This window comes from Streptomyces sp. NPDC090025 (genome assembly GCF_044748125.1).
GTDB lineage: Bacteria > Actinomycetota > Actinomycetes > Streptomycetales > Streptomycetaceae > Streptomyces.
The window spans coordinates 531,174-551,357 of the sequence record NZ_JBIVFL010000002.1; the positions used below are offsets into that span (position 1 = coordinate 531,174).

The following is a 20,184-nucleotide window of genomic DNA, read 5'->3' on the forward strand; positions in this document are numbered from 1 at the left end:
TTCGTGCCGGTGAGGGGTGCCGGAATGCCAGCGAAGGGGTGCTTGGGGCGGCGAGGCACCAGTCAGCACCATCACTCGTGGTCTCGTAATGCGTTGGTGCGAGGTCGGGGCGCCGCTGAGGTTCTGGTGCTGGTGGACCTGATCAGACCTGGCTCGGACCTCGTGACGTGCGAGCCAGCATCTCTCTACAGGTGAATTCCGGCTACGCCAACCGGCGAGGGCATTGGAACCTTGGAGCCTCTGAACACCGCGTTGCCGGAGGAAGACCATGGCTCCTTACCCCCATTACAGCCCGAGTCGGGATCAGAAGCTCGACGACGCGAGGGCGGATCGGTCGTGCGTATCCCCGTCGGATCCCGTGGGCCGATTCCATGTGGCACGACAGCGAGACGGAACGCCCATTGCGGTGTCGGCGTGGCGCGTTACGACGGAGGACCATGCCGTTGCTGACGCTGTGGGTGGGCTCTATGGAGGTGTGCCGCAGCTGTTGGACACCGGCGATGAGCATGTCCTCGAGGTCCTGACTCGCCGTGATCACATCCGTGTCTTGCTGAGTGGCCGCGGGGCCGTCTCGCTTCGCATGGTGATGCGCGGAGCTGGCGAGACCTTCCATGTCTGCGATGGAACTCGGTTCCTGGAGCCAGCGGGCGCACGGGGATCGCTGTGTGGTTGTCCGGCGAGCCTGTCTGACCGGAAGGCGGCAGCCCAGGCGGGTCGCGGGCCGACGCCGGAGGTCCGGATCGGCTTCCGGCTGGCGGACCTTCCCGAGCTGGGTGTGTTCTCCCTCGTATCGACTTCATGGGAGCTCGCTGCCGAGCTGCCCGCGTTGGCTGCCGCATTGGACGCGGCTGCTGTTCCGGTCGGGGGCGTACTGCGGTACGAACTGGTGGAATTCACCACACGCTCCGGGATCGCCGTGAGCTACAGGCGGCCGATCGTTGAGGTCGGCAGGCCCCAGGTCCTCGCCCAAGACGCTGTACGACTTGCGGCGTGACGCCGGTCGGCTGGTTGCCGGCGTTGCGCAGGGGAGGCCCCGAATCTAATCGGTGGTGTCGCGTCCTGGGGTGGGGCTATGGTTCTGCTCGTTCCAGGGCGCGGCTGTGTCGCTGCCCAGGGCACGGTGTTGGTTCGTTGAGAAGAAGCAGGAGGTGAGGACATTGATGACTGTCACGGTGACGGGCTCTGCCCGCATTCAGGAGTTCATCGTTCCCACCCCTGTGGTCTCCGGCTGACACCCACTCGACTTCCGCGCGCTCGGAGCGCGCCGCCGGGGCCACCCTTCGAAGGGTCTCCCCTTGTTCAACGCTCCGCTCCACCCGTTTTCCTCTGCCGCTGTCCAGCACCCGCTCGCCGTCTATGGCTGGGACGAGGGCTGGGAGGCCGAGTTCGCCCCGTACGCCGCCCAGGGCCTGGTCCCGGGCCGGGTCGTCCGGGTCGATCGCGGTCAGTGTGATGTGGCGACCCCTGACGGCGTCGTCCGTGCCGACACCGCGTTCGTTGTTCCCCGTGACCCGATGAAGGTCGTGTGCACGGGGGACTGGGTCGCCGTCGACCCCGAGGGCGGCGATCCGCGATACGCGCGGACGATCCTGCCTCGGCGGACCGCGTTCGTTCGGTCGACGTCGTCCAAGCGGTCCGAGGGTCAGGTGCTGGCCACTAACATCGATCACATCGTCATCTGTGTGTCGCTCGCGGTCGAACTCGACCTCGGGCGGATCGAACGGTTCCTCGCGCTCGCGATGTCCAGTTCGAGCGGCGAGGCACTGCTGCGTACGTCGGCGGACTCCTGGGAATCCGGCGCGCAGCCGATCGTCGTGCTCAGCAAGGCGGACCTGGTGCCCGACGCGACCGGTCTGTCCTACCTCGTCGAGGACGTCGAGACCGTCGCCCCCGGTGTCCAGGTGCTGCCCGTCAGCTCCCACACCGGAGAGGGCCTCGACGTGTTCAAGGCCATCACCGCCGGGGGCACCACCGTGCTCCTCGGCGTCTCCGGCGCGGGCAAGTCCACCCTCGCCAACGCCCTGACCGGCGCGGACGTCATGGACGTCCAGGCCACCAGGGACGCCGACGGCAAGGGCCGCCACACCACCACCACCCGCAACCTGCTCGCGCTCCCCGGCGGCGGCGTCCTCATCGACACCCCGGGGCTGCGCGGTGTCGGACTGTGGGACGCCGAGGCGGGCGTCGGCCAGGTCTTCGCCGAGATCGAGGAACTGGCCGCGGACTGCCGCTTCCAGGACTGCGCCCACGAGACCGAGCCGGGCTGCGCCGTCACCGCCGCCATCGAGGACGGTTCGCTGCCGGAGCGCCGCCTCGACAGCTACCGCAAGCTGCTCCGCGAGAACCAGCGGCTCGTCGCCAAGACCGACGCCCGCCTCCGGTCCGAGATCCTCAAGGACTGGAAGCGCAAGGGCGCCGAGGGCCGCGCGGCCTATGAGGCCAAGCGGGGCGGCCGGGTCCGGTAATCCGCACCCCTCCGCCGCACCGCCATCGGTCCACCACCGGTCCACCACCGAGCCCCGGATCTCCGTGTCCGAATACCGCCAGTCGGGAGCCGCCCGCTCCCGCACACTGGAGGCATGACGGACACGGAGACCACGGGGACCACGGGGTTCACGGAGCCGAGGACCGGCACGCCGACCCTCGGCGCGCCACTCGACGAGGACACCCGCTACCGGGCGGTCAGCAGCCGCGACGCCCGGTTCGACGGCGTGTTCTTCTTCGCGGTGTCCACCACCGGCATCTACTGCCGCCCCAGCTGCCCCGCCGTCACCCCCAAGCGCGGCAACGTCAGCTTCTACCCCACCGCCGCGGCCGCCCAGGGCCACGGCTACCGGGCCTGCCGCCGCTGCCGCCCCGACGCCGTGCCCGGCTCCGCCGAGTGGAACGTCCGGGCCGACGTCGTCGGCCGCGCCATGCGCATGATCGGCGACGGCGTCGTGGACCGCGAGGGCGTGCCGGGACTCGCCGGACGCCTCGGCTACAGCGCCCGCCAGGTACAGCGCCAGCTCACCGCCGAGCTCGGCGCGGGACCGGTCGCGCTCGCCCGCGCCCAGCGCGCCCACACCGCGCGGCTGCTGCTCCAGACCACCGCGCTGCCGGTCACCGAGATCGCCTTCGCGTCCGGCTTCGCCAGCGTCCGGCAGTTCAACGAGACCATCCGGGCCGTCTACGCCCGCACCCCCACCGGTCTCCGCGAGGAGACAGGCAAGCGGCCCCCCGGCCCCTCCGGCCCCTCTGGCACCTCCGGCACCGCGCTCGCCGCCGGGGTCCCGCTGCGCCTCGCGCACCGCGGCCCGTACGCGACCGGCGAGGTCTTCGACCTGCTCGCCGCCGAGGCGCTGCCGGGCATCGAGGAGGTCGTCGGCACCCCCGGCGCCCGCACCTACCGGCGCACCCTGCGCCTCCCGTACGGCACCGGCATCGTCTCCGTCGACGAGCGCACCCCCGGCGGCGGCCACTGGCTGAACGCCCGGATCCACCTCACCGAGCTGCGCGACCTCACCACCGCCGTCCAGCGGCTGCGCCGCCTGTTCGACCTGGACGCCGACCCGTACGCGGTCGCCGAACGGCTCGGCACCGACCCGGTGCTCGCCGCCGAGGTCGCGGCCCGCCCCGGGGTGCGGTCCCCGGGCGCCGCCGAACCGGAGGAGTTCGCGGTACGGACGCTGGTCGGGCGGGACGAGGCGGTACGGCTCGTCGAGCGGTACGGCACCCCGCTGGACGCCCCCTGCGGCACCCTCACCCAGGTCTTCCCCGCCCCGGCCGCGCTGACCGGCCACCCGGTCGCCGGGCCACTGGCCACCGCGCTCGCCGACGGCACCGTCCGGCTCGACCCGGGCGCCGACCGCGACGCCTCGGCCGCCGCCCTGGCCGCCGTGCCCGGCGTGACCCCCGAGGCCGTCGCCGTCATCCGGATGCGCGCCCTCGCGGACCCGGACGTCGACCCGGCCCACCCGGAAGGCACCGCCCACCCCGGCCGCCGCCCCTGGCGCTCCTACGCCACCCGTTATCTGCGGGGCACCCTCTAGTCGAGCCCCCAGCTGTGGATCCGGCGCGGCCGGATCCGGATCACCTCCTCGCTGAAGTACGCGCCCAGGTCGTGCGGGCCCGTCAGCAGCTCCGCCTCGCCGCGGATCTCCACGCCCCGCACCCGCCAGGGGTGCGTGCTCGCCAGGTCGTCCACGACGAGCGCGAGCAGCGGGTTGGTGCGCAGGTTGCGCCATTTCTTCGTACGGCCGAGGGCGGCGCCGCCGACCAGGACCGTGCCGTCGTCCCGGGGGAAGAACCCCACCGGGTTGGCCTGCGGCTGGCCGTCCGGGTCGACCGTGGCCAGCCGGCCGAGCCGCTGCGTCGCCAGATAGGCGCGCTCGGCCTCGGTGAAACCGTCGAAATCCCTCATGGCCCCAGGATGGCCGGAACCGTACCTCCGGCGGATCGGCCGCAGGTCCTGGTCCGCAAGTCCCGGGCCCTGAACCGGACCCACCGCTTCGGCCCCAACGCCTCGGCCCAACGCCTCGGCCCACCGCTTCGGCGCCCGCCCCCGGGGCCTCAGCCCCAGATCACCGCCCCCGCCCACGCCCCCACGATCAGCAGGCACGCGAACAGCTCCACCAGCACGCTCGTGCCCGCCGCCCGCATCACCTGCCGGGTGGCCGCGCGGGCCTGGCCGTGGCCGCCGAGGCGCAGCCGCTCCGACAGGTAGATCCCGCCGACGAAGCCGGGGATCGCGCCGACCACCGGGACCAGCACGAACCCCAGGAACGCGCCGCCGCCCGCGTACGCCACCATCCGCCGGGTGATCGCGACGCCCCGGAACCTGCGCGGTGGCAGCTGCCACACGACCACCTGGGTGAGCAGCAGCAGCCCGGTCGCGGAGACCAGCAGGATCCAGGCGAGGCCGGTCTGTTCGTGCAGCGCCCACCACAGCATCGCCGCCCACACCAGCCACGTGCCCGGCACGCCGGGCGTCAGGACCCCGAACAGGCCGAGCAGCATCACCATCGCGATCAGCAGGAGCTGCCACACACCCATTTGCCCAGGGTGCCGGAGACCGGGCGTCCTCGCAGGTCAGGCCCGCGGGGCCGAAGGGGGTGCGGGCTGGTGCACGGCCAGCGGCAGCGCCGCCGCCACCACCTCGCGCGCCTTGCGTTCGAGCCCCGGGAAAACCAGCTTCAGGGTGGTCTCGCTGTACGGCGAGGACAGCGTGAACGAGGCGTTGAGCAGCCGGCCCCGCACCTCGGAGCGGAACAGGCCCTCGCGGCGGATCGTCATCGCGTGCTCCCGCGGCTTCGCGAACGTCGGGTCCGCCCGGAAGATCAGCAGCCGCCGGTCGGTCATCGCCAGGTACATCGGGACCGGTACGGGGATCACGCTCACCGTCCCGGCGCTCAGGATCGCCGAGGCGACCCCGAACGCGGCGGTCCGGCCCACCGTCGGGGTGCTCAGATTGATCAGCGAGGTCACCTCGACCCGCTCACCGGGCTCCAGCATCGGGGTGACGGTGGCCAGCAGGGCACGGCGGCGCCGTCCGTTCATGGCAGTGCTCCACAAGGGTGAAAAGGGGGAAAACGGTGGCAGGAGTTCCGCGACGTGGGGGCGGCGGAACGGTCGCTCACCTTGCCATACGGGCTCCGCTCACCGACGGGCCACCCACCCCCTTTCGTACGCGTGCCAGCCCAGCTGCAGCCGGGTGGTCACCCCGGTCAGCTCCATCAGGCCCTTCACCCGGCGCTGTACGGTCCGCAGGCCCAGGTCCAGCTGCTTCGCCACGCTCGCGTCGGTCATCCCGGCGAGCAGCAGGCTGAGGATCTCCAGATCCGTCGGGTCCGGGCCCGCGACCTCGTCCTCCGTCAGCCGGGCGCCCGCGCCGAGCCGCAGCGGCAGCGCCTCCCGCCACACCGACTCGAACAGGCCCATCAGGGACTCCAGGAGCCCGCTGGCGTGCACGACGAGCGCGGCCGGTTCGGCGCCCCGGCCGGTCAGCGGCACCATCGCGAGCGAACGGTCGGCCACCACCAGCTTGGTCGGCACCCGGTCCGCCACCCGGATCCGCTCATGGCGGCCCAGCGCCGCCGACAGCTCCATCAGTCCGGTCGGCAGGCCGAGCACCTCGCGCTCCACCACCACCCGGTAGCGCACCCCGCGTTCGGCGGCCAGCGCCTCGGCGTCGTTCTCCATCCCGGAGACCGCGATCGGCTTGCCCGTCACCAGGGCGCACACCTCCTCGGTGGCGCCGAGCTGGAGCTGGAGGAAGCGGTGGGTGACGGCGCTCGCGCCGGTCACCACCTCCACCAGGTCGTGCACCGCCTGCTCGGTGGCCTCCGCGCGGTACTCCTGGGCGAGCAGCGCCGCCGCCCGCTCCGCCTGCTCCAGCTCGTGCCGCTGCTGGGTGAGCAGCGCGCCGAGCGCCACCCCGGGCGGGGCGGCGACCCAGCGGCCGGTGCGCGCCGACGACTGGGCGGCGAGACCCTGGGACTCCAGGCGGCGCAGCGCGCGTTCGGTGTCCGCCTCCGGCAGGGCGAGCCGGTGGGCCAGGTCGGTGACCTCCGCCGCGCCCAGCGACACCAGGGCGCGGTAGGCGGACTCCTGTCGTTCGTCGAGTCCTATCGCTGTCAGCATCGTCGCCGCTCCCACCCCTCGTGCGGACGTCCCGGACGACCAGGGACATTTCCCTGGCGGTCACCGGACGTCATGGTTCCGTTGGTGCGCTGGCGGGAATCGGCCACGGCGCTTTCCCGCCTCGCCCATCCTGCCTGCACCGCCCTCACCTCTGCCAATGTGGCGCCACCGCAGCACCAACAGCCTCCGGACACGGGGGACTTCTGTCCCTTTTTCCGGATTCAGATGGGGAGAGCGATGCGCCCGATTTCGCGTACGGCCCTGGGGGCGGCGACCGCCGCCGTCCTTGCCGTCACCGCGGTCGCGGCGTCCGCGGCCGCAGCGCCGCAGGACGCCCAGGCGACCGGCAAGCGCCCGCTGGTCGGCGGCGAGGCAGCCGCCCGTACCGGAGCCACCACCGCCACCGTCACCCTGGTCACCGGCGACCGGGTCCAGCTGACCCGGGACGCCGCAGGGAACCCGGCCGCCGTCGCGCTGCCGCGCCCGGACGGGACCGTGCCCTTCGTCCAGACCCGCCGCTCCGGCCAGGACCTGTACGTGTACCCGGAGGGCGCCACCGCCGCGCTCGCCGCCGACCGGGTCGACGAGGAACTCTTCAACGTCACCGGCCTGGTCCGGCAGGGCTACGACGACCGGGCCACCGGCACCCTGCCGCTGATCGCCGTCTACGGCGCCGACCTGGCGACCGCCCGCTCGCTGCCCGCCGCCCCGCGCGGCGCCACCCGCGGCGCCCTGCTGCGGACCGTCGACGCCGTCGCGCTCAAGGCCGACAAGAAGCAGGCCGCCACCTTCTGGGCCGACGTCACCGCGCCCGGCGCGAGCACCGCGCGCGCGGCGGGCGGCGGCCTGAAGAAGCTGTGGCTCGACCGCAAGGTCAGCGCCACCCTCGACCGCTCCACCGCCCAGGTGCACGCCCCCGAGGCGTGGGCCGCGGGCTACGACGGCACCGGCACCAAGGTCGCCGTCCTCGACACCGGCGCCGACGCCGAACACCCCGACCTCAAGGGCCGGATCGTCGCCCAGGAGAACTTCACCGACTCCGACACCACCGGCGACCGGCAGGGCCACGGCACCCACACCATCTCCACCGTCGGCGGCAGCGGCGCCGCCAGCGGCGGCAAGAAGAAGGGTGTCGCGCCCGGCGCGGCCCTGCTCAACGGCAAGGTCCTCAACGACTCGGGTTCCGGCGCCACTTCCTGGATCATCGCGGGCATGGAGTGGGCCGTCGCGCAGGGCGCCGACGTCGTCTCGATGAGCCTCGGCAACCCCGACGAGACCGACTGCACCGACCCGATGAGCGTCGCCACCGAACAACTCGCCCAGAACCAGGGCACCTTGTTCGTGATCGCGGCCGGGAACTCCGGCCCCGCGAGCGACACCGTCTCCTCGCCCGGCTGCGCGCCGAGCGTCCTCACCGTCGGCGCCACCGACCGCGACGACAGCACCGCGCCGTTCTCCAGCCGCGGCCCGGCCTCCGACGCCGCCCACACCCTCAAGCCGGAGATCGCCGCGCCCGGTGTCGGCATCTCCGCCGCCGCGGCCGGTGGCCGGGGCGTCTACGCCTACCAGTCGATGTCCGGCACCTCGATGGCCACCCCGCACGTCGCGGGCGCCGCCGCCATCGTCAAGCAGCGCCACCCCGACTGGACCGCCCGGCAGATCAAGGCCGCCCTGGTGTCCTCCGCCGCGAGCGGCATACCCGGCGACGCCCGCGAGACCGGCGGCGGCAGGCTCGACGTCAAGGCCGCCATCGACCAGACCGTGCTCGGCGCCCCCGCCGTCCAGGCCGGCACCTTCAACTGGCCGCAGGACCGCAGCGACCGCACCACCGTCGCCGTCCCCTACACCAACACCGGCACCAAGCCCGTCACGCTGACCCTCGCCCTCGCGAAGGTCACCGGCAACGACGGCTCCGCCGTCCGCTCCGCCGTCGCCCGGCTCGGCGCCCGCACCGTCACCGTCCCGGCCGGAGCCACCGTCCAGGTGCCGCTCGCCGTCGACCCGGCCGCCCGCCTCGACCGCGCCCAGTACGGCGACGTCACCGGCCGGATCCTCGCCACCGCCCCCGGCGGCGTGCACGTCTCCACCCCGTTCGGGCTCCATGTGGAGCCCGAGACGGTCACCCTGCGGGTCAAGCTGATCGACCGTCAGGGCAAGCCCGCCGACGGCGCCTCCTCGCTCGACGTCATCGGCACCGACGACGCCCGCGGCTCGCGCCGCTTCAACGAGGGCGCCGCCGACCAGGTCTACCGGCTGCGCGCCGGAAGCTACTTCCTCTCCTCCTTCGTCACCACCCCCGACCAGGGCGCGGACGCCACCCTCAACGACTCGGTCAGCTACCTGGCCAGGCCGCAGCTCGACCTCACCCGCGACACCACCGTCGTGCTCGACGCCCGCAAGGCCCACCGCCTCGACCTGCGCACCCAGCAGCCGTCCGAACTCCGCGGCGCCACCCTCGCGTTCACCCGCTCCTGGGACGACACCTGGCTGCACGCCGGAACCGCCGCCGCCCCGCGCACCGTCCGCGGCTACTACGCCTCGGTCGAAGGCCGCGCCGACGACGGCGACTTCGAGTTCGGCAGCTACTGGCGGGCCACCACTCCGCAGATCAGCGAGTTCGCCACCACGGACGGACTGCGGCTGCACCCGGTGACCGCGTCCCTCGGCTCCGACAACCTCGACGGCACCGGCTCCGCCCGGCTCGTCGACGCGGGCACCGGCACCCCCGCCGAACTCGCCGCCGCCCAGGTCAAGGGCCGTATCGCACTCGTACTCCTCGGCGACGACGACGAGTTCGTCGGCACCGTCGCCCGTGACGCCAAGGCCGCCGGAGCCGTCGCCGTGGTCACCCACCACCGGTCGGCCGCCCGCTGGTACCCCAGCGGCGGCTTCGGCGCCACCGCGCTGCCGGTCGTCGCCGTCCCCGCCGACGAGGCCGGGCGACTGCTCGGCAAGCTCGCCGCCGGTGAGGTCTCGCTGCGCTGGCGGGCCACCGCCAAGCCGCCGTACGTCTACACCCTGGCCTTCCCCGAGACCGGCCAGCTCCGCTCCGACCGTACCTACCGGCCGGAGGACCGCCGCCTGGGCCGTACCGACTCCCGCTACGGATCCGCCGGCATCGCCACCGACTTCATGGAGTTCCCGGTCGCCCAGCGCCCCGACGGCACCAGCGTCGCCTTCGGCTCCCTGGAGTCCGTCGCCGCCCCCGGCAACCGCACCGAGTACTACTCGGCCGGTGACACCGCCTGGCAGCAACTCGTCGGCAGCAGCTTCCCGTTCGGCGAGCTCATGATCGGCACCCCGCACGCCTACCGCACCGGGGAGCGCCGCACCGAGAACTGGTACGACGGCGTCATCGCCCCCACCGCCCCGCGCGACACCACCGGCAAGCCGGTGCTCGCCGCCGAACGGCAGGGCAACCTCATCGGCTTCGCCGACGCCATGTGGGGCGACCGCACCCACCACGCCGAGCCCGGCTCCTTCGGCGACATCGGCAGCCTGCGGCTCAGCAAGGACGGCGAGCCGCTCGGCGAAACCGGATGGCCGTCCGGGGTGTTCGAGGTCCCGGCCGAGCCCGGCACGTACACCCTGGAGCAGAACACCACGAAGATCGGCAGCCGGGTGTGGGCCCGCTCCACAGCCGTCAGTTCCGCCTGGAAATTCACCTCCCGGCTCGACGAGAACGTCTATTCTCAGGGCATCCCGATTCTGTTCCCCCGGTACGACCTTCCGGAGGACGGACTCAAGACCCTCGCGGCGACCGACGGCCAGCACATCGGCCTCGGCGTGACGGGTCACGCGGGCTACACCCCCGCCCGGCTCACCACGGTCACCTTGTCGTACTCGTACGACGAGGGTGACACCTGGACCGAGGCGCGGGTCTCCCGCAAGGGCGACGCCTGGACCGCGACCGTGAACCACGCGGGCGCCACCGGCAAGCAGGTCACCCTGAAGACCCAACTGACGGACGCCAACGGCAACTCCGTCACCCAGACCGTGGTCCGCGCCTACGACGTGCGCTGATCACGCCGGTCCGCCGGGCGTCCTTCCCGTGGGGGGTGGGGCCGCCCGGCGGATCACTTCTCCGTCGGTTCTCCGTCGGGTCTCCGCCGATTCTCCGGCGAGACACGTACGTCCCCTTTTGCCGATGTCCCGTTCCCCGACGCCCTGTCCGGTGGACAATAAGGGCATGACTCAGCAGGGGGACACCAACTGGTGGGACAAGCTGTACGACGGCGCGGCCGAGGACACCGCGCCCGCGCCGACCCACGACAGCCTCGACGAGCGCTACGACTCCGCCGCGGCGACCACGACCCAGCTCCCGGCCCCGGAGCCCGCCCCGGACACCTTCACGGAGCCCGCCCCGGCCGCCGACCCGGCCCCGGACCTCGACTTCGGCCTCGGCCCGGATCCCGTACCGGACCCCGACCCGGATCCCGTTCCCGACCCGGTCGCGGTGGACCGGACGCCCACCGTCCAGGTGCCCGCGCCCCGGCCCCGTACCGGACACATCGGCCCCCGGCCGCCCACCTACGAGGCCGAACCCACCGCCCTGCCCGCCGCCCGGCCCGGTGAACTCGACGACCTCGTCGCCGACACCGTCCTCGACGGCGCCCGCTACGGCGCCTACACCCTGCGCGCCGCCTCCGTCCGCGGCGACTCCGCCCGGTTCCGCGGCGAACCCCGCCGCGACGCCCTGCTCACCGCCCGCTTCGGTCACGGCGACGCCGCCATGGTCCTGGTCGCCGTGGCCGCCGGACGGCGCGCCGACGCCCCCAGCCACCTGGCCGCCGCCGACGTCTGCCGCTGGATCGCCGAGTCCGTCGGCCGCAGCCACGCCCGGCTCTCCGAGGACATCAGGGCCGGCCGCCGCGGCGACCTCAAGTCAGGACTGCACCGGCTCACCGCCCGCACCTACGGCAAGCTGCGCGCCCGGGCCACGGAACGCGGCCACGACCCCGACGAGTACACCGCGGGACTGCGCTGCCTGCTGCTGTCCGCCGACCCCGGCTGCCGCACCCGGGTGTTCTTCGGCATCGGCCCCGGCGGCCTGTTCCGGCTCCGCGACGGCGCCTGGCAGGACATCGAACCGCTGCTCCCCGAACCGGCCGCCACCACCGGCGCCCCGGTCGTCGGCTACGGCTCGCACCGCCCGCCCGCGCCGCCGCCCCCGGCGGGAGCCCCGGTGGACCCGCGCGAGGCGCTCGCCGCCCTCGCGGACCTGCCCGAGGCCGACGCCGAGGGGGACCGGGCGACCATGCGGCTCGGCGTCGCCGACGCGCCGGGCCGGCCGTTCGTCGAGGACCCGCTGCCGCCGCCCGCCGAACCCTTCCGCTTCCGGGCCTCCGTCGCCCGCCCCGGCGACACCCTGCTGCTCGCCTCGCACGGTCTGGCCGAGCCGATGCGCGGCGAACCGGCCCTCGCCCGCGAGCTGGCCGCCCGCTGGGCGGGCGCCGAACCGCCCGGCCTCGCCGCCTTCCTCGCCGACACCCAGCTGCGGGTGACCGGGTACGCCGACGACCGTACGGGGGTGGCCGTCTGGGAGGCGTAACCTTCCGGCTCATGGGTTGATGGACCCATGGCCAAACAGAATGTCGCAGAACAGTTCGTCGACATCCTCGTCCGCGCGGGCGTCCAGCGCCTGTACGGAGTGGTCGGCGACAGCCTGAACCCCGTCGTCGACGCGATCCGCCGCAATTCCGCCATCGACTGGATCCAGGTGCGGCACGAGGAGGTCGCCGCCTTCGCGGCGGGCGCCGAGGCCCAGATCACCGGCCGGCTCGCCGCCTGCGCCGGATCCTGCGGACCGGGCAACCTCCATCTGATCAACGGACTGTACGACGCCCACCGTTCGATGGCCCCGGTGCTGGCGCTCGCCTCGCACATCCCGTCCAGCGAGATCGGTCTCTCCTATTTCCAGGAGACCCACCCCGACCAGCTGTTCCGCGAGTGCAGCCACTACAGCGAGATGATCTCCAACCCGCGCCAGATGCCCCGGCTGCTGCACACCGCCATCCAGCACGCCATCGGCCAGGGCGGCGTCAGCGTGGTCACGCTGCCCGGCGACATCGCGTCCGAGCCCGCACCCGAGAAGAGCGCGGAGACCGCCCTGGTCACCTCGCGGCCCACCGTGCGGCCCGGTGACGGCGAGCTCGACGACCTGGTGCGGCTGATCGACTCCGCCGAACGGGTGACGCTGTTCTGCGGCAGCGGTACGGCGGGGGCGCACGCCGAGGTGATGCAATTCGCGGAGCGGGTGAAGTCGCCGGTCGGCCACGCCCTGCGCGGCAAGGAATGGATCCAGTACGACAACCCGTACGACGTCGGCATGAGCGGACTGCTCGGCTACGGCGCCGCCTACGAGGCCACCCACGAGTGCGACCTGCTGATCCTGCTCGGCACCGACTTCCCGTACAACGCCTTCCTGCCCGACGACGTGAAGATCGTGCAGATCGACGTACGGCCCGAGCACCTCGGCCGCCGCTCCCGGCTCGACCTCGCGGTCTGGGGCGACGTCCGGGAGACCCTGCGGTGCCTGATTCCGAGGGTGCGGGCCAAGACCGACCGGCGGTTCCTGGACAAGATGCTGAAGAAGCACGCCGACGCCCTGGAGGGGGTGGTCAAGGCGTACACCCGCAAGGTCGAGAAGCACGTCCCCATCCACCCCGAGTACGTGGCCTCGGTGCTCGACGAACTCGCCGACGACGACGCCGTGTTCACCGTCGACACCGGCATGTGCAACGTCTGGGCCGCCCGCTATCTGACCCCCAACGGGCGCCGCCGCATCATCGGTTCCTTCAGCCACGGCTCCATGGCGAACGCGCTGCCGCAGGCCATCGGCGCGCAGTTCACCGACCGGAACCGGCAGGTGGTGTCGATGTCCGGGGACGGCGGCTTCACCATGCTGATGGGCGACTTCCTCACCCTGGTCCAGCACGACCTGCCGGTGAAGGTGATCGTCTTCAACAACTCCTCGCTCGGCATGGTCGAGCTGGAGATGCTGGTCGCCGGACTGCCCTCGTACGGCACCACCAACAAGAACCCCGACTTCGGCGCGATCGCCCGGGCCGCCGGGGCCTACGGGGTCCGGGTCGAGAAGCCCAAGCAGCTCGCGGGCGCCCTGAAGGACGCCTTCAAGCACAAGGGCCCGGCCCTCGTCGACGTGGTCACCGACCCGAACGCGCTGTCCATCCCGCCGAAGATCAGCACCGAGATGGTGACCGGCTTCGCGCTCTCCGCCAGCAAGATCGTGCTGGACGGGGGAGTGGGCCGGATGCTCCAGATGGCCCGGTCCAACCTGCGCAACGTGCCCCGGCCCTGACCGCCGGTCCGACGAGTCGTCCGACCAGCCGTCAACCCCGGCGTCACCCGTCGGTGGGCGTTCATGAATGCGGGCCCCGAGGTGGGGCATGCATCCCCGTGAGCCTGTTCGATCCGACGACGGGGTGGGGGTTATGGCCGGGGAGGCGACACAGCCTACGGGGCTGCTGAGGAAGGTGGGATGCGCGGATCTCGCCGCCGTGCCGGAGGTGAGACATGCTTTGCGCGCGATGCTGGGGAGCTGGGGCCGACCGGGCGCCACCGACGTCGCCGAGCTGCTCACCAGTGAGCTGGTGACCAACGCGCTGATCCACACCGACCACGGGGCGGTCGTCACCGCCACCGTCGACCCGGCGCAACTCCGGGTCGAGGTACGGGACTTCGTCACCGGACTGGCCCGCCCGCGCGTACCGCACGCCGACGACGGTACGCACGGCCGCGGCCTGGTCCTGGTGCAGGCCCTCGCCGACTCCTGGGGAGTGGAGAACCACGGCGTGGGCAAGGTCGTCTGGTTCGAACTCAACGGCGAAGCGGCTTAGGCCCCGCCCTCCGGGCGGGACCCAAGCGCTGCGGCGGTCTCAGCCGAACTGCTGCTCAAGATCCGCGAGTTTGCGTTCCAGTGAGTCGAGGCGCGGCAGTGTCTGGGTGTCGTCCTCGGCGGTGAGGTCCACCGTCCGGGACTCGCCGGTGCGGGGCTCAGTGCCCCTCACGGCTTGCAGGGAGGGCCGGGAGCGAAGCGGCAGTTGTCCGGGGTCCGCTATGGCGGGCTCCGCGACGGCGGCCTGCACGGGCCCCGTCGCGGAGCCCGCACCGGCGGCGGTTCCGAGTGCCATGTCGACCTGCCGGCCGCTCCGCCCGAACGCGCGGTGCTGCCGGTTGAGCGCCTTGAGCCGCGCCCGGTCCAGCTTCGCCTGCTCCCGGCGGCGGAGCTTGTTCTGCTCCCGCTCCCGCCGGTCCTCGCGCACCTCGTCGACGGCCTCGTCCAGGGTCCGTACGCCCTCCAGGAGCATCAGCGACCAGGCGCCGAAGGTCTCGCGGGGCGCCCGCAGCCAGCGGACCATCCGGATCTGCGGCAACGGCCTTGGGATCAGGCCCTGTTCGCGCAGCGCCGCGCGCCTGGTCTGCTTCAGCGCCCGGTCGAAGAGGACCGCGGCCGACAGCGACATCCCGGCGAAGAACTGCGGGGCGCCCGCGTGGCCCATGCCGCGCGGCGCGTGCACCCAGTTGAACCAGGCCGCGGCGCCCGCGAAGGTCCACACCAGGAGCCGGGAGCCGAGCGCGGCGTCGCCGTGACTGGCCTCCCGGACGGCGAGCACCGAACAGAACATCGCGGCGCCGTCGAGGCCGAACGGGACCAGGTACTCCCAGCCGTCGGAGAGATTCAGGTTCTGCCGGCCGAAGCCGACCAGACCGTGGAACGAGAGCGCCGCCGCGACCGCGGCGCAGCAGAAGAGCAGGACGTAGGAGGCGGTGCCGTAGACGGCCTCCTTGCGGCGGCGGCGTTCCTCGCTGCGCTCCCAGGAGTCGTCGGCCGCGGCCTGGTCGCCGGTGCGCCTGCCGCGGACCAGGACCGCCACCGCCGTCACGACCCCCGCCACCATCACGCCGCCCGGAAGCAGCCAGTCCAGCGATATGTCGGTCAGTCTCATGCGGGTGTCCCTTGCCGTCGCATTGATGCCTCGCGAGAGGCGGGCGATACGGCCGCCCATACTGGCCGACCCGGTGGCGCGGGCACGGGGTTTCGGGACAAGAGCACGCCATCGGGTCCGTACGGCATACGAATAGGTGCGATCTGCTCGAACTACCGCACGAACGGCAGGAGTTGCGTTCGCATCAGGGCCACTCTTCCGGGTGGTGTGACACCACGGGAGGGTCAGACGGCGGCGGCCAGTCGCCGTACCCGCTCCGGATCGGCGGTCCGCGGACAGGTCAGACAGGTGTCCTCGGGGCGCAGTGTGTAGAAGAAGCAGCAGGTCACCCGGTCCCGCGTGGAGCGAGTCGTTCCGCATTCCGTGGTGGTGCCCGGCAGCTCCCGGAAGCCCGCCGCCCCCGCGTACGGCTTCGCGGTGCCCGGCATCAGCCGCTCCAGCTCGCCGAGCGCCCGGCGCTCCTCGCCGAACAGCTCGGCGATGTACCAGAGGCCCTCGACGATCTCGTCCGTGATCATGCCCCACAGTGCCCGGCGGCCCCGCCGCATCCGGGGCCCGAACCCCGCGAGGACCACCTCGAAGTGCTCCGCCAGCGAGGCCCGCACCTCGGCCCGCAGCGCCTCCTCGTCGGCCACCACCCGGGCCCCCGGCAGCCCGGCCGCCGGATCGTCCGGCAGACAGGCGAACCCGGTCACCCGCACCGCGACCCGCCCCCGGGCGCGATGGAAGGAGACGTCACGGGCGGCGAGCAGCGGCACCCGGCGGTGCAGGAACCAGGGCACCGTCACCAGCAGACACACCGGCCAGGCATAACGGTGCAGCGCGAAGCTCGCCACCACGTCGGGCCGGGCCGCCCGCCCGTAGTCCCGCTTCACCTGGGCGTCGTCCCAGGTGAGGAAGTCGTCCAGGGCCGCGCCGCCCGCCCCGAGCTGCGCGGCGCCCACCCAGCCCGCCCCGGTCGGCAACGCTTCGTCGGCACCCCGTTCGTCCACGCCGAGACCCGTGAACACCTCGGCGAGCCGGGCGTAGGACGCCGCGACGGGCGAGGGCGACAGCAGCGGAGCGGGCACGGCCATGGGAGACCACCGAATCACGATCGTTAGCAGGTTAGCCTTACCTTACCCGATCGATGTGGTGTTTGAACTGCGACGCCGTCCGCCTATCGTGCACGGGGGACCCCGGCGCCGCGAGCCGGGCCCGAGCACGAAGGCGCAGGAGGACCCGGGTGGAGCAGGGCAGCACGCGAGGACGGACGACCGAACGGTCCGCCCCCGCGACGCACGGCGACGGTGCCGTCCGGGTCCCGGGCCAGGCCCGCCCGTACGACGCGCCCGGCGAGCACACCCACGGCGAGGACCCGGCCCCCGGCCTCGCCCCTCGCACCGTGCGCCGCCACTCCGTCCGCGGCCAGATCCTCGAAGCCCTGCGCACCGCCCTGGTCGGCGGCGAACTGGTGCCCGGCGAGGTCTACTCCGCCCCGGCCCTCGGCGAACGCTTCGGGGTCTCCGCCACCCCGGTCCGCGAGGCCATGCAGCAGCTCGCCACCGAGGGCGCCGTCGAGGTCGTCCCCAACCGGGGCTTCCGCGTCACCGAACGCACCCCGCGCGAACTCGCCGAACTCGCCGAGGTGCGGGCCCTCATCGAGGTCCCCGTGATGCTGCGGCTCGCCCGCACGGTCCCCGCCGAACGCTGGGACGCGCTCCGCCCGCTCGCCGAGGCCACCGCGACCGCCGCCGCCCGCGGCGACCGCGCCCACTACGCCGAGGCCGACCGCGCCTTCCACCGCGCGGTCCTCGCCCTCGCGGGCAACGAACAGCTCCTGCTCGTCGCCGACGACCTCCACCGCCGTTCCCAGTGGCCCCTGATGAGCGCCCCGGCCACCCGGCACGGCGTCCTCGTCGCCGACGCCGCCGAACACACGGCCCTGCTCGACGCGCTGGCCGCCCAGGATCTCGCGGTCGTGTCGTCACTCGTACGGGAGCACTTCACCGGGGCGCAGGACTGACCGATAGGGTCGGTCCGGCGTCACCCCCGCACCACCGAACCGTCCGCGCCGCCCGAGAGGTGTCCATGCCGTCCGTCCGCGCGGAGCGCCCCGGGGCCGCGGCCCTGCTCGGCTGGCTCACCGACCCCGAAGCCCCCCGGCTCTGCCTCGTCACCGGAGCCCCCGGCCTGCTCGGCTGGCTGGCCGCCCACGGCCCCCGCGCCGCGGGCCGGCACCGCTCCACCCGCGCCCTGGTCCCGCTCACCGGCCGCAGCGCGCTCGGCACCGCCTGGGCCGTCGCGGACCACCTCGGCGTGGTCGCCGGGTCCGCCGACGACCTGGTCCGGGCCCTCGCCACCAGCGAGACGGGCCGCGCGGGCCGCACCGTGCTGCTGCTCCCGGCCCTCCACGAGGCGGCCGAGCCCGCGGCGGTCGCCCGCCTCCTGAAGGACCTGGCCGCGCTCGGCCGGGTCCGGGTGGTGGTCGAGACGATCCCGGACACCCCGGAGCACGAACTGCTCGCGGAGGGCCGGGTCGCCCTCGTCGAGGAAGCCGAGGAGGCCGAGGAGACCGGGACCCCCGCCGCCTCGCCGCGGCCGCCCGCCCTCCAGCTCGCCGACCCCGCCGAGGTCTGCGCGGCGGACCCGGTCGCCGTCACCACGGGCTATGTCACCGACCCGGACGACCACGGCGGGCTGCGCACCGCCTGGCTCCGCGCGGGCCAGGCCCTGTGCGCCGCCGGAAGCCCCGCCGAACGGGCCCTGCTGCTCCGCGCGGTCCTCGGCGACGCCGCCGACCCCCGCCTGGGCCCCGCGCTCGACGCCCTCGCCGCCCCGGCCCCCTGGCGGGTCCGCTGGAGCCGGGTCACCGGGGACGTCGCCCCGCCCTGGCCCGGCCCGGTGGCCGCCCTCGCCGCCCAGGGCGGCACCCTGCTGGTGGCCGACCTCGGGGGCACCGTACGGCTGCTCGCCGCGTCCGACGCCCGCCCGCTGGGCGTTCTCGACCACCCGGTCACCGGCCGGGTCACCGCCCTGGCGCCCGCCCCCGACGGCACGGTGCTGCTCCTCGACGAGCGCGGCAGGCTGCACACCGTACGGGGCCGGGATCCGCGCCCGCCCTACCTCCAGCGGCTCACCGAGGCCGTCTCGGCGACGCTCTCCCGGCACCCGGGCACGGCCCTGGCGGCCATCGCGGGCTCGGTCGTGGTCGGCGACCGGCTGGGCTCGGTCCACGCCTTCGGCCTGACCGGGCTGCACCAGGCGGCCCTGCACAGCGGCCGGGTGACGGCGGTGGCCGCCGTCGACTCGGCGACCCCGTTCGTGTGCAGCGGCGGCGCCGACGGAGCCGTCCGGCTCTGGACCCCCGGCCAGGACGCCGACCCGGCCCCGCTGACCGAGCGCCGCTCCCCCGTGGTGTCCCTGGCGGCGACGGAGACCCCGCACGGCCCGGTCCTGGCGGCGGCGTGGGCCGACGGTACGGTCGAACTCCACCGCGTCGAACAGTCCGCATCCCGCGCCTTCCGCCCGGGCCCCCCGGTGCGCGCGGTCACGGTGTCCCCGGACGGCACGCTGTTCCTGGGCCTGGAGGAGGCCCTGCTCGCGCTGACCCTCCGGTCCTGACGGCGGCGGCCCTCCGCCTGCACGGCGGGCGGCGGCCTACACCGCGGGCCGCGGCGTCAACTGCCGCCCCAGCCACGTCGGCACACCCCCGAGCAGCCGGAACAACCGCCCCGCCTCCGCCCGCAACCGCCCCGCCTCCGGCTCCGTCTCCGCCTCCGCGAGCGACGCGAGCGCCGGAGCCGTACCCACCAGGTAGCCCAACTCCTCCCGGATCCGCAGCGATTCGGCGAACCCGTGCCGGGCCTCCGCCAACTCGCCCTCCCGCAGCGCCAGTCCGGCCAGATGTCGCCACGTCGACGAAAGCAGCAGCGCGTCCTCGTGGGCCGTCGCCCCCGCGTGCGCCCGCCGGTACGCGGCCCGCGCGGCCTGCGGCGAGGCGCCCAGGTTCTGCGCGATGAGACCCCGCCGGTAGTCGAGCAGGGCCCGGGCCGGTGTGTCGGGGCCGAGCAGCGCGGCCGCCCGGCCGAGCGCCGCGCGGGCCTCGTCGGCGCGGTCGCGGACGCCCAACAGGGTGGAGGCGTAAGCGAGATAGCCCCGCTCGCAGGCCGCCGCGCCGCGCTCCTCGTCGGTCCGGGCGGCCGCCTCCGCGGCCCGCAGCGACTCCTCGGCCTCGGCCCAGCCCTGCTCGGTGTACAGGCAGCGTTCGATCAGCAGGGCCGCCCGTTCCAGGGCCGCCGCCGGGTCCGCCGCGGTGGGGGTGAGGAGTTCGGCGGCGTCCGTCCAGCAGCCGCGGGAGCGAAGCCTCCACACCGCGGTCTCCAGTGGGGTTCCCCGGCCGTACGCCACATTGCCCTCCCCGAGCGCGCCATCGAGCTGTGAGTAGGACGGCATCTCAGCACGAAGCGCACGGGGCGGCCAAGGGGTCGGGTGAAAGTTTTCACAAAGCACGAGGTCCGGGAACGGGCCCGGAATCACGCGGCGGCGGGCGGTGGCAAGGCGAAGGGGCGGCAGTCGCCTGCCGCCCCGTCAGCTCACGTGATCACCCGTTGAG

16 protein-coding genes are annotated in these 20,184 nt (G+C 73.8%); 9 read left to right on the plus strand and 7 right to left on the minus strand.

What is annotated here, in order from left to right; genetic code table 11:
• Positions 1-268: 268 nt before the first annotated feature.
• The 3 genes from ACIPXM_RS08310 (at position 269) to ACIPXM_RS08320 (ending at position 4,031) form a co-directional block, all read left to right on the plus strand.
• Positions 269-994, plus strand: coding sequence for a hypothetical protein (locus ACIPXM_RS08310; RefSeq protein WP_401653263.1), 726 nt, complete (start codon positions 269-271; stop codon positions 992-994).
• Between the two features lie 301 nt (positions 995-1,295).
• Positions 1,296-2,465, plus strand: a complete 1,170-nt coding sequence (gene rsgA / locus ACIPXM_RS08315; protein ID WP_401653264.1) for a ribosome small subunit-dependent GTPase A — start codon at positions 1,296-1,298, stop codon at positions 2,463-2,465.
• A gap of 114 nt (positions 2,466-2,579) precedes the next feature.
• On the plus strand, positions 2,580-4,031 hold the full coding sequence (locus ACIPXM_RS08320) for an AlkA N-terminal domain-containing protein (protein ID WP_401653266.1): 1,452 nt from the start codon (positions 2,580-2,582) through the stop codon (positions 4,029-4,031).
• Here the strand turns inward: ACIPXM_RS08320 and ACIPXM_RS08325 are convergent.
• The 4 genes from ACIPXM_RS08325 to ACIPXM_RS08340 all read right to left on the minus strand — a co-directional run bounded on the left by ACIPXM_RS08325 (position 4,028) and on the right by ACIPXM_RS08340 (position 6,621).
• Complete coding sequence (locus ACIPXM_RS08325; protein ID WP_401653268.1) at positions 4,028-4,402, minus strand: PPOX class F420-dependent oxidoreductase; 375 nt, start codon at positions 4,400-4,402, stop codon at positions 4,028-4,030. The genes ACIPXM_RS08320 and ACIPXM_RS08325 overlap by 4 nt on opposite strands.
• 149 nt (positions 4,403-4,551) lie before the next feature.
• Entirely contained in the window at positions 4,552-5,034 is a 483-nt protein-coding gene (locus ACIPXM_RS08330) for a DUF456 domain-containing protein (protein WP_401653269.1), read from the minus strand.
• A 36-nt stretch (positions 5,035-5,070) separates the two neighbouring features.
• The gene (locus ACIPXM_RS08335) at positions 5,071-5,538 is read right to left on the minus strand and encodes a hypothetical protein (RefSeq protein ID WP_401653271.1); all 468 of its coding nucleotides are present in this window, start codon (positions 5,536-5,538) and stop codon (positions 5,071-5,073) included.
• A gap of 99 nt (positions 5,539-5,637) precedes the next feature.
• Complete coding sequence (locus ACIPXM_RS08340; RefSeq protein WP_401653273.1) at positions 5,638-6,621, minus strand: helix-turn-helix domain-containing protein; 984 nt, start codon at positions 6,619-6,621, stop codon at positions 5,638-5,640.
• 237 nt (positions 6,622-6,858) lie between these two features.
• Here ACIPXM_RS08340 and ACIPXM_RS08345 point away from each other — a divergent pair, with 237 nt between their 5' ends.
• The 4 genes from ACIPXM_RS08345 (at position 6,859) to ACIPXM_RS08360 (ending at position 14,480) form a co-directional block, all read left to right on the plus strand.
• The gene (locus tag ACIPXM_RS08345; RefSeq protein ID WP_401653275.1) at positions 6,859-10,644 is read left to right on the plus strand and encodes a S8 family peptidase; all 3,786 of its coding nucleotides are present in this window, start codon (positions 6,859-6,861) and stop codon (positions 10,642-10,644) included.
• A gap of 166 nt (positions 10,645-10,810) precedes the next feature.
• Positions 10,811-12,172 (plus strand): protein phosphatase 2C domain-containing protein, encoded by a 1,362-nt coding sequence (locus ACIPXM_RS08350; RefSeq protein WP_401653277.1) that lies wholly within the window; start codon positions 10,811-10,813, stop codon positions 12,170-12,172.
• Positions 12,173-12,199: 27 nt separating this feature from the next.
• Positions 12,200-13,942, plus strand: a complete 1,743-nt coding sequence (locus ACIPXM_RS08355; RefSeq protein ID WP_401653278.1) for a pyruvate dehydrogenase — start codon at positions 12,200-12,202, stop codon at positions 13,940-13,942.
• 133 nt (positions 13,943-14,075) lie between these two features.
• Complete coding sequence (locus ACIPXM_RS08360) at positions 14,076-14,480, plus strand: ATP-binding protein (protein ID WP_401653280.1); 405 nt, start codon at positions 14,076-14,078, stop codon at positions 14,478-14,480.
• A 39-nt stretch (positions 14,481-14,519) separates the two neighbouring features.
• Here ACIPXM_RS08360 and ACIPXM_RS08365 read toward each other — a convergent pair whose 3' ends face one another.
• Entirely contained in the window at positions 14,520-15,590 is a 1,071-nt protein-coding gene (locus ACIPXM_RS08365) for a DUF2637 domain-containing protein (RefSeq protein WP_401653282.1), read from the minus strand.
• Between the two features lie 224 nt (positions 15,591-15,814).
• Positions 15,815-16,666 (minus strand): (2Fe-2S)-binding protein, encoded by an 852-nt coding sequence (locus tag ACIPXM_RS08370; protein ID WP_401653284.1) that lies wholly within the window; start codon positions 16,664-16,666, stop codon positions 15,815-15,817.
• Positions 16,667-16,815: 149 nt separating this feature from the next.
• On the opposite strand from ACIPXM_RS08370, the gene ACIPXM_RS08375 reads away from it, so the two are divergent.
• Together ACIPXM_RS08375 and ACIPXM_RS08380 are read left to right on the plus strand one after the other, a co-directional pair.
• Positions 16,816-17,595: a GntR family transcriptional regulator gene (locus ACIPXM_RS08375; protein ID WP_401653286.1), complete on the plus strand. Its 780-nt coding sequence runs from the start codon at positions 16,816-16,818 to the stop codon at positions 17,593-17,595.
• 65 nt (positions 17,596-17,660) lie between these two features.
• Complete coding sequence (locus ACIPXM_RS08380) at positions 17,661-19,193, plus strand: hypothetical protein (protein ID WP_401653288.1); 1,533 nt, start codon at positions 17,661-17,663, stop codon at positions 19,191-19,193.
• 36 nt (positions 19,194-19,229) lie between these two features.
• Here the strand turns inward: ACIPXM_RS08380 and ACIPXM_RS08385 are convergent, their stop codons facing one another.
• Entirely contained in the window at positions 19,230-20,024 is a 795-nt protein-coding gene (locus tag ACIPXM_RS08385) for a hypothetical protein (RefSeq protein ID WP_401653290.1), read from the minus strand.
• Positions 20,025-20,184 lie beyond the last annotated feature (160 nt).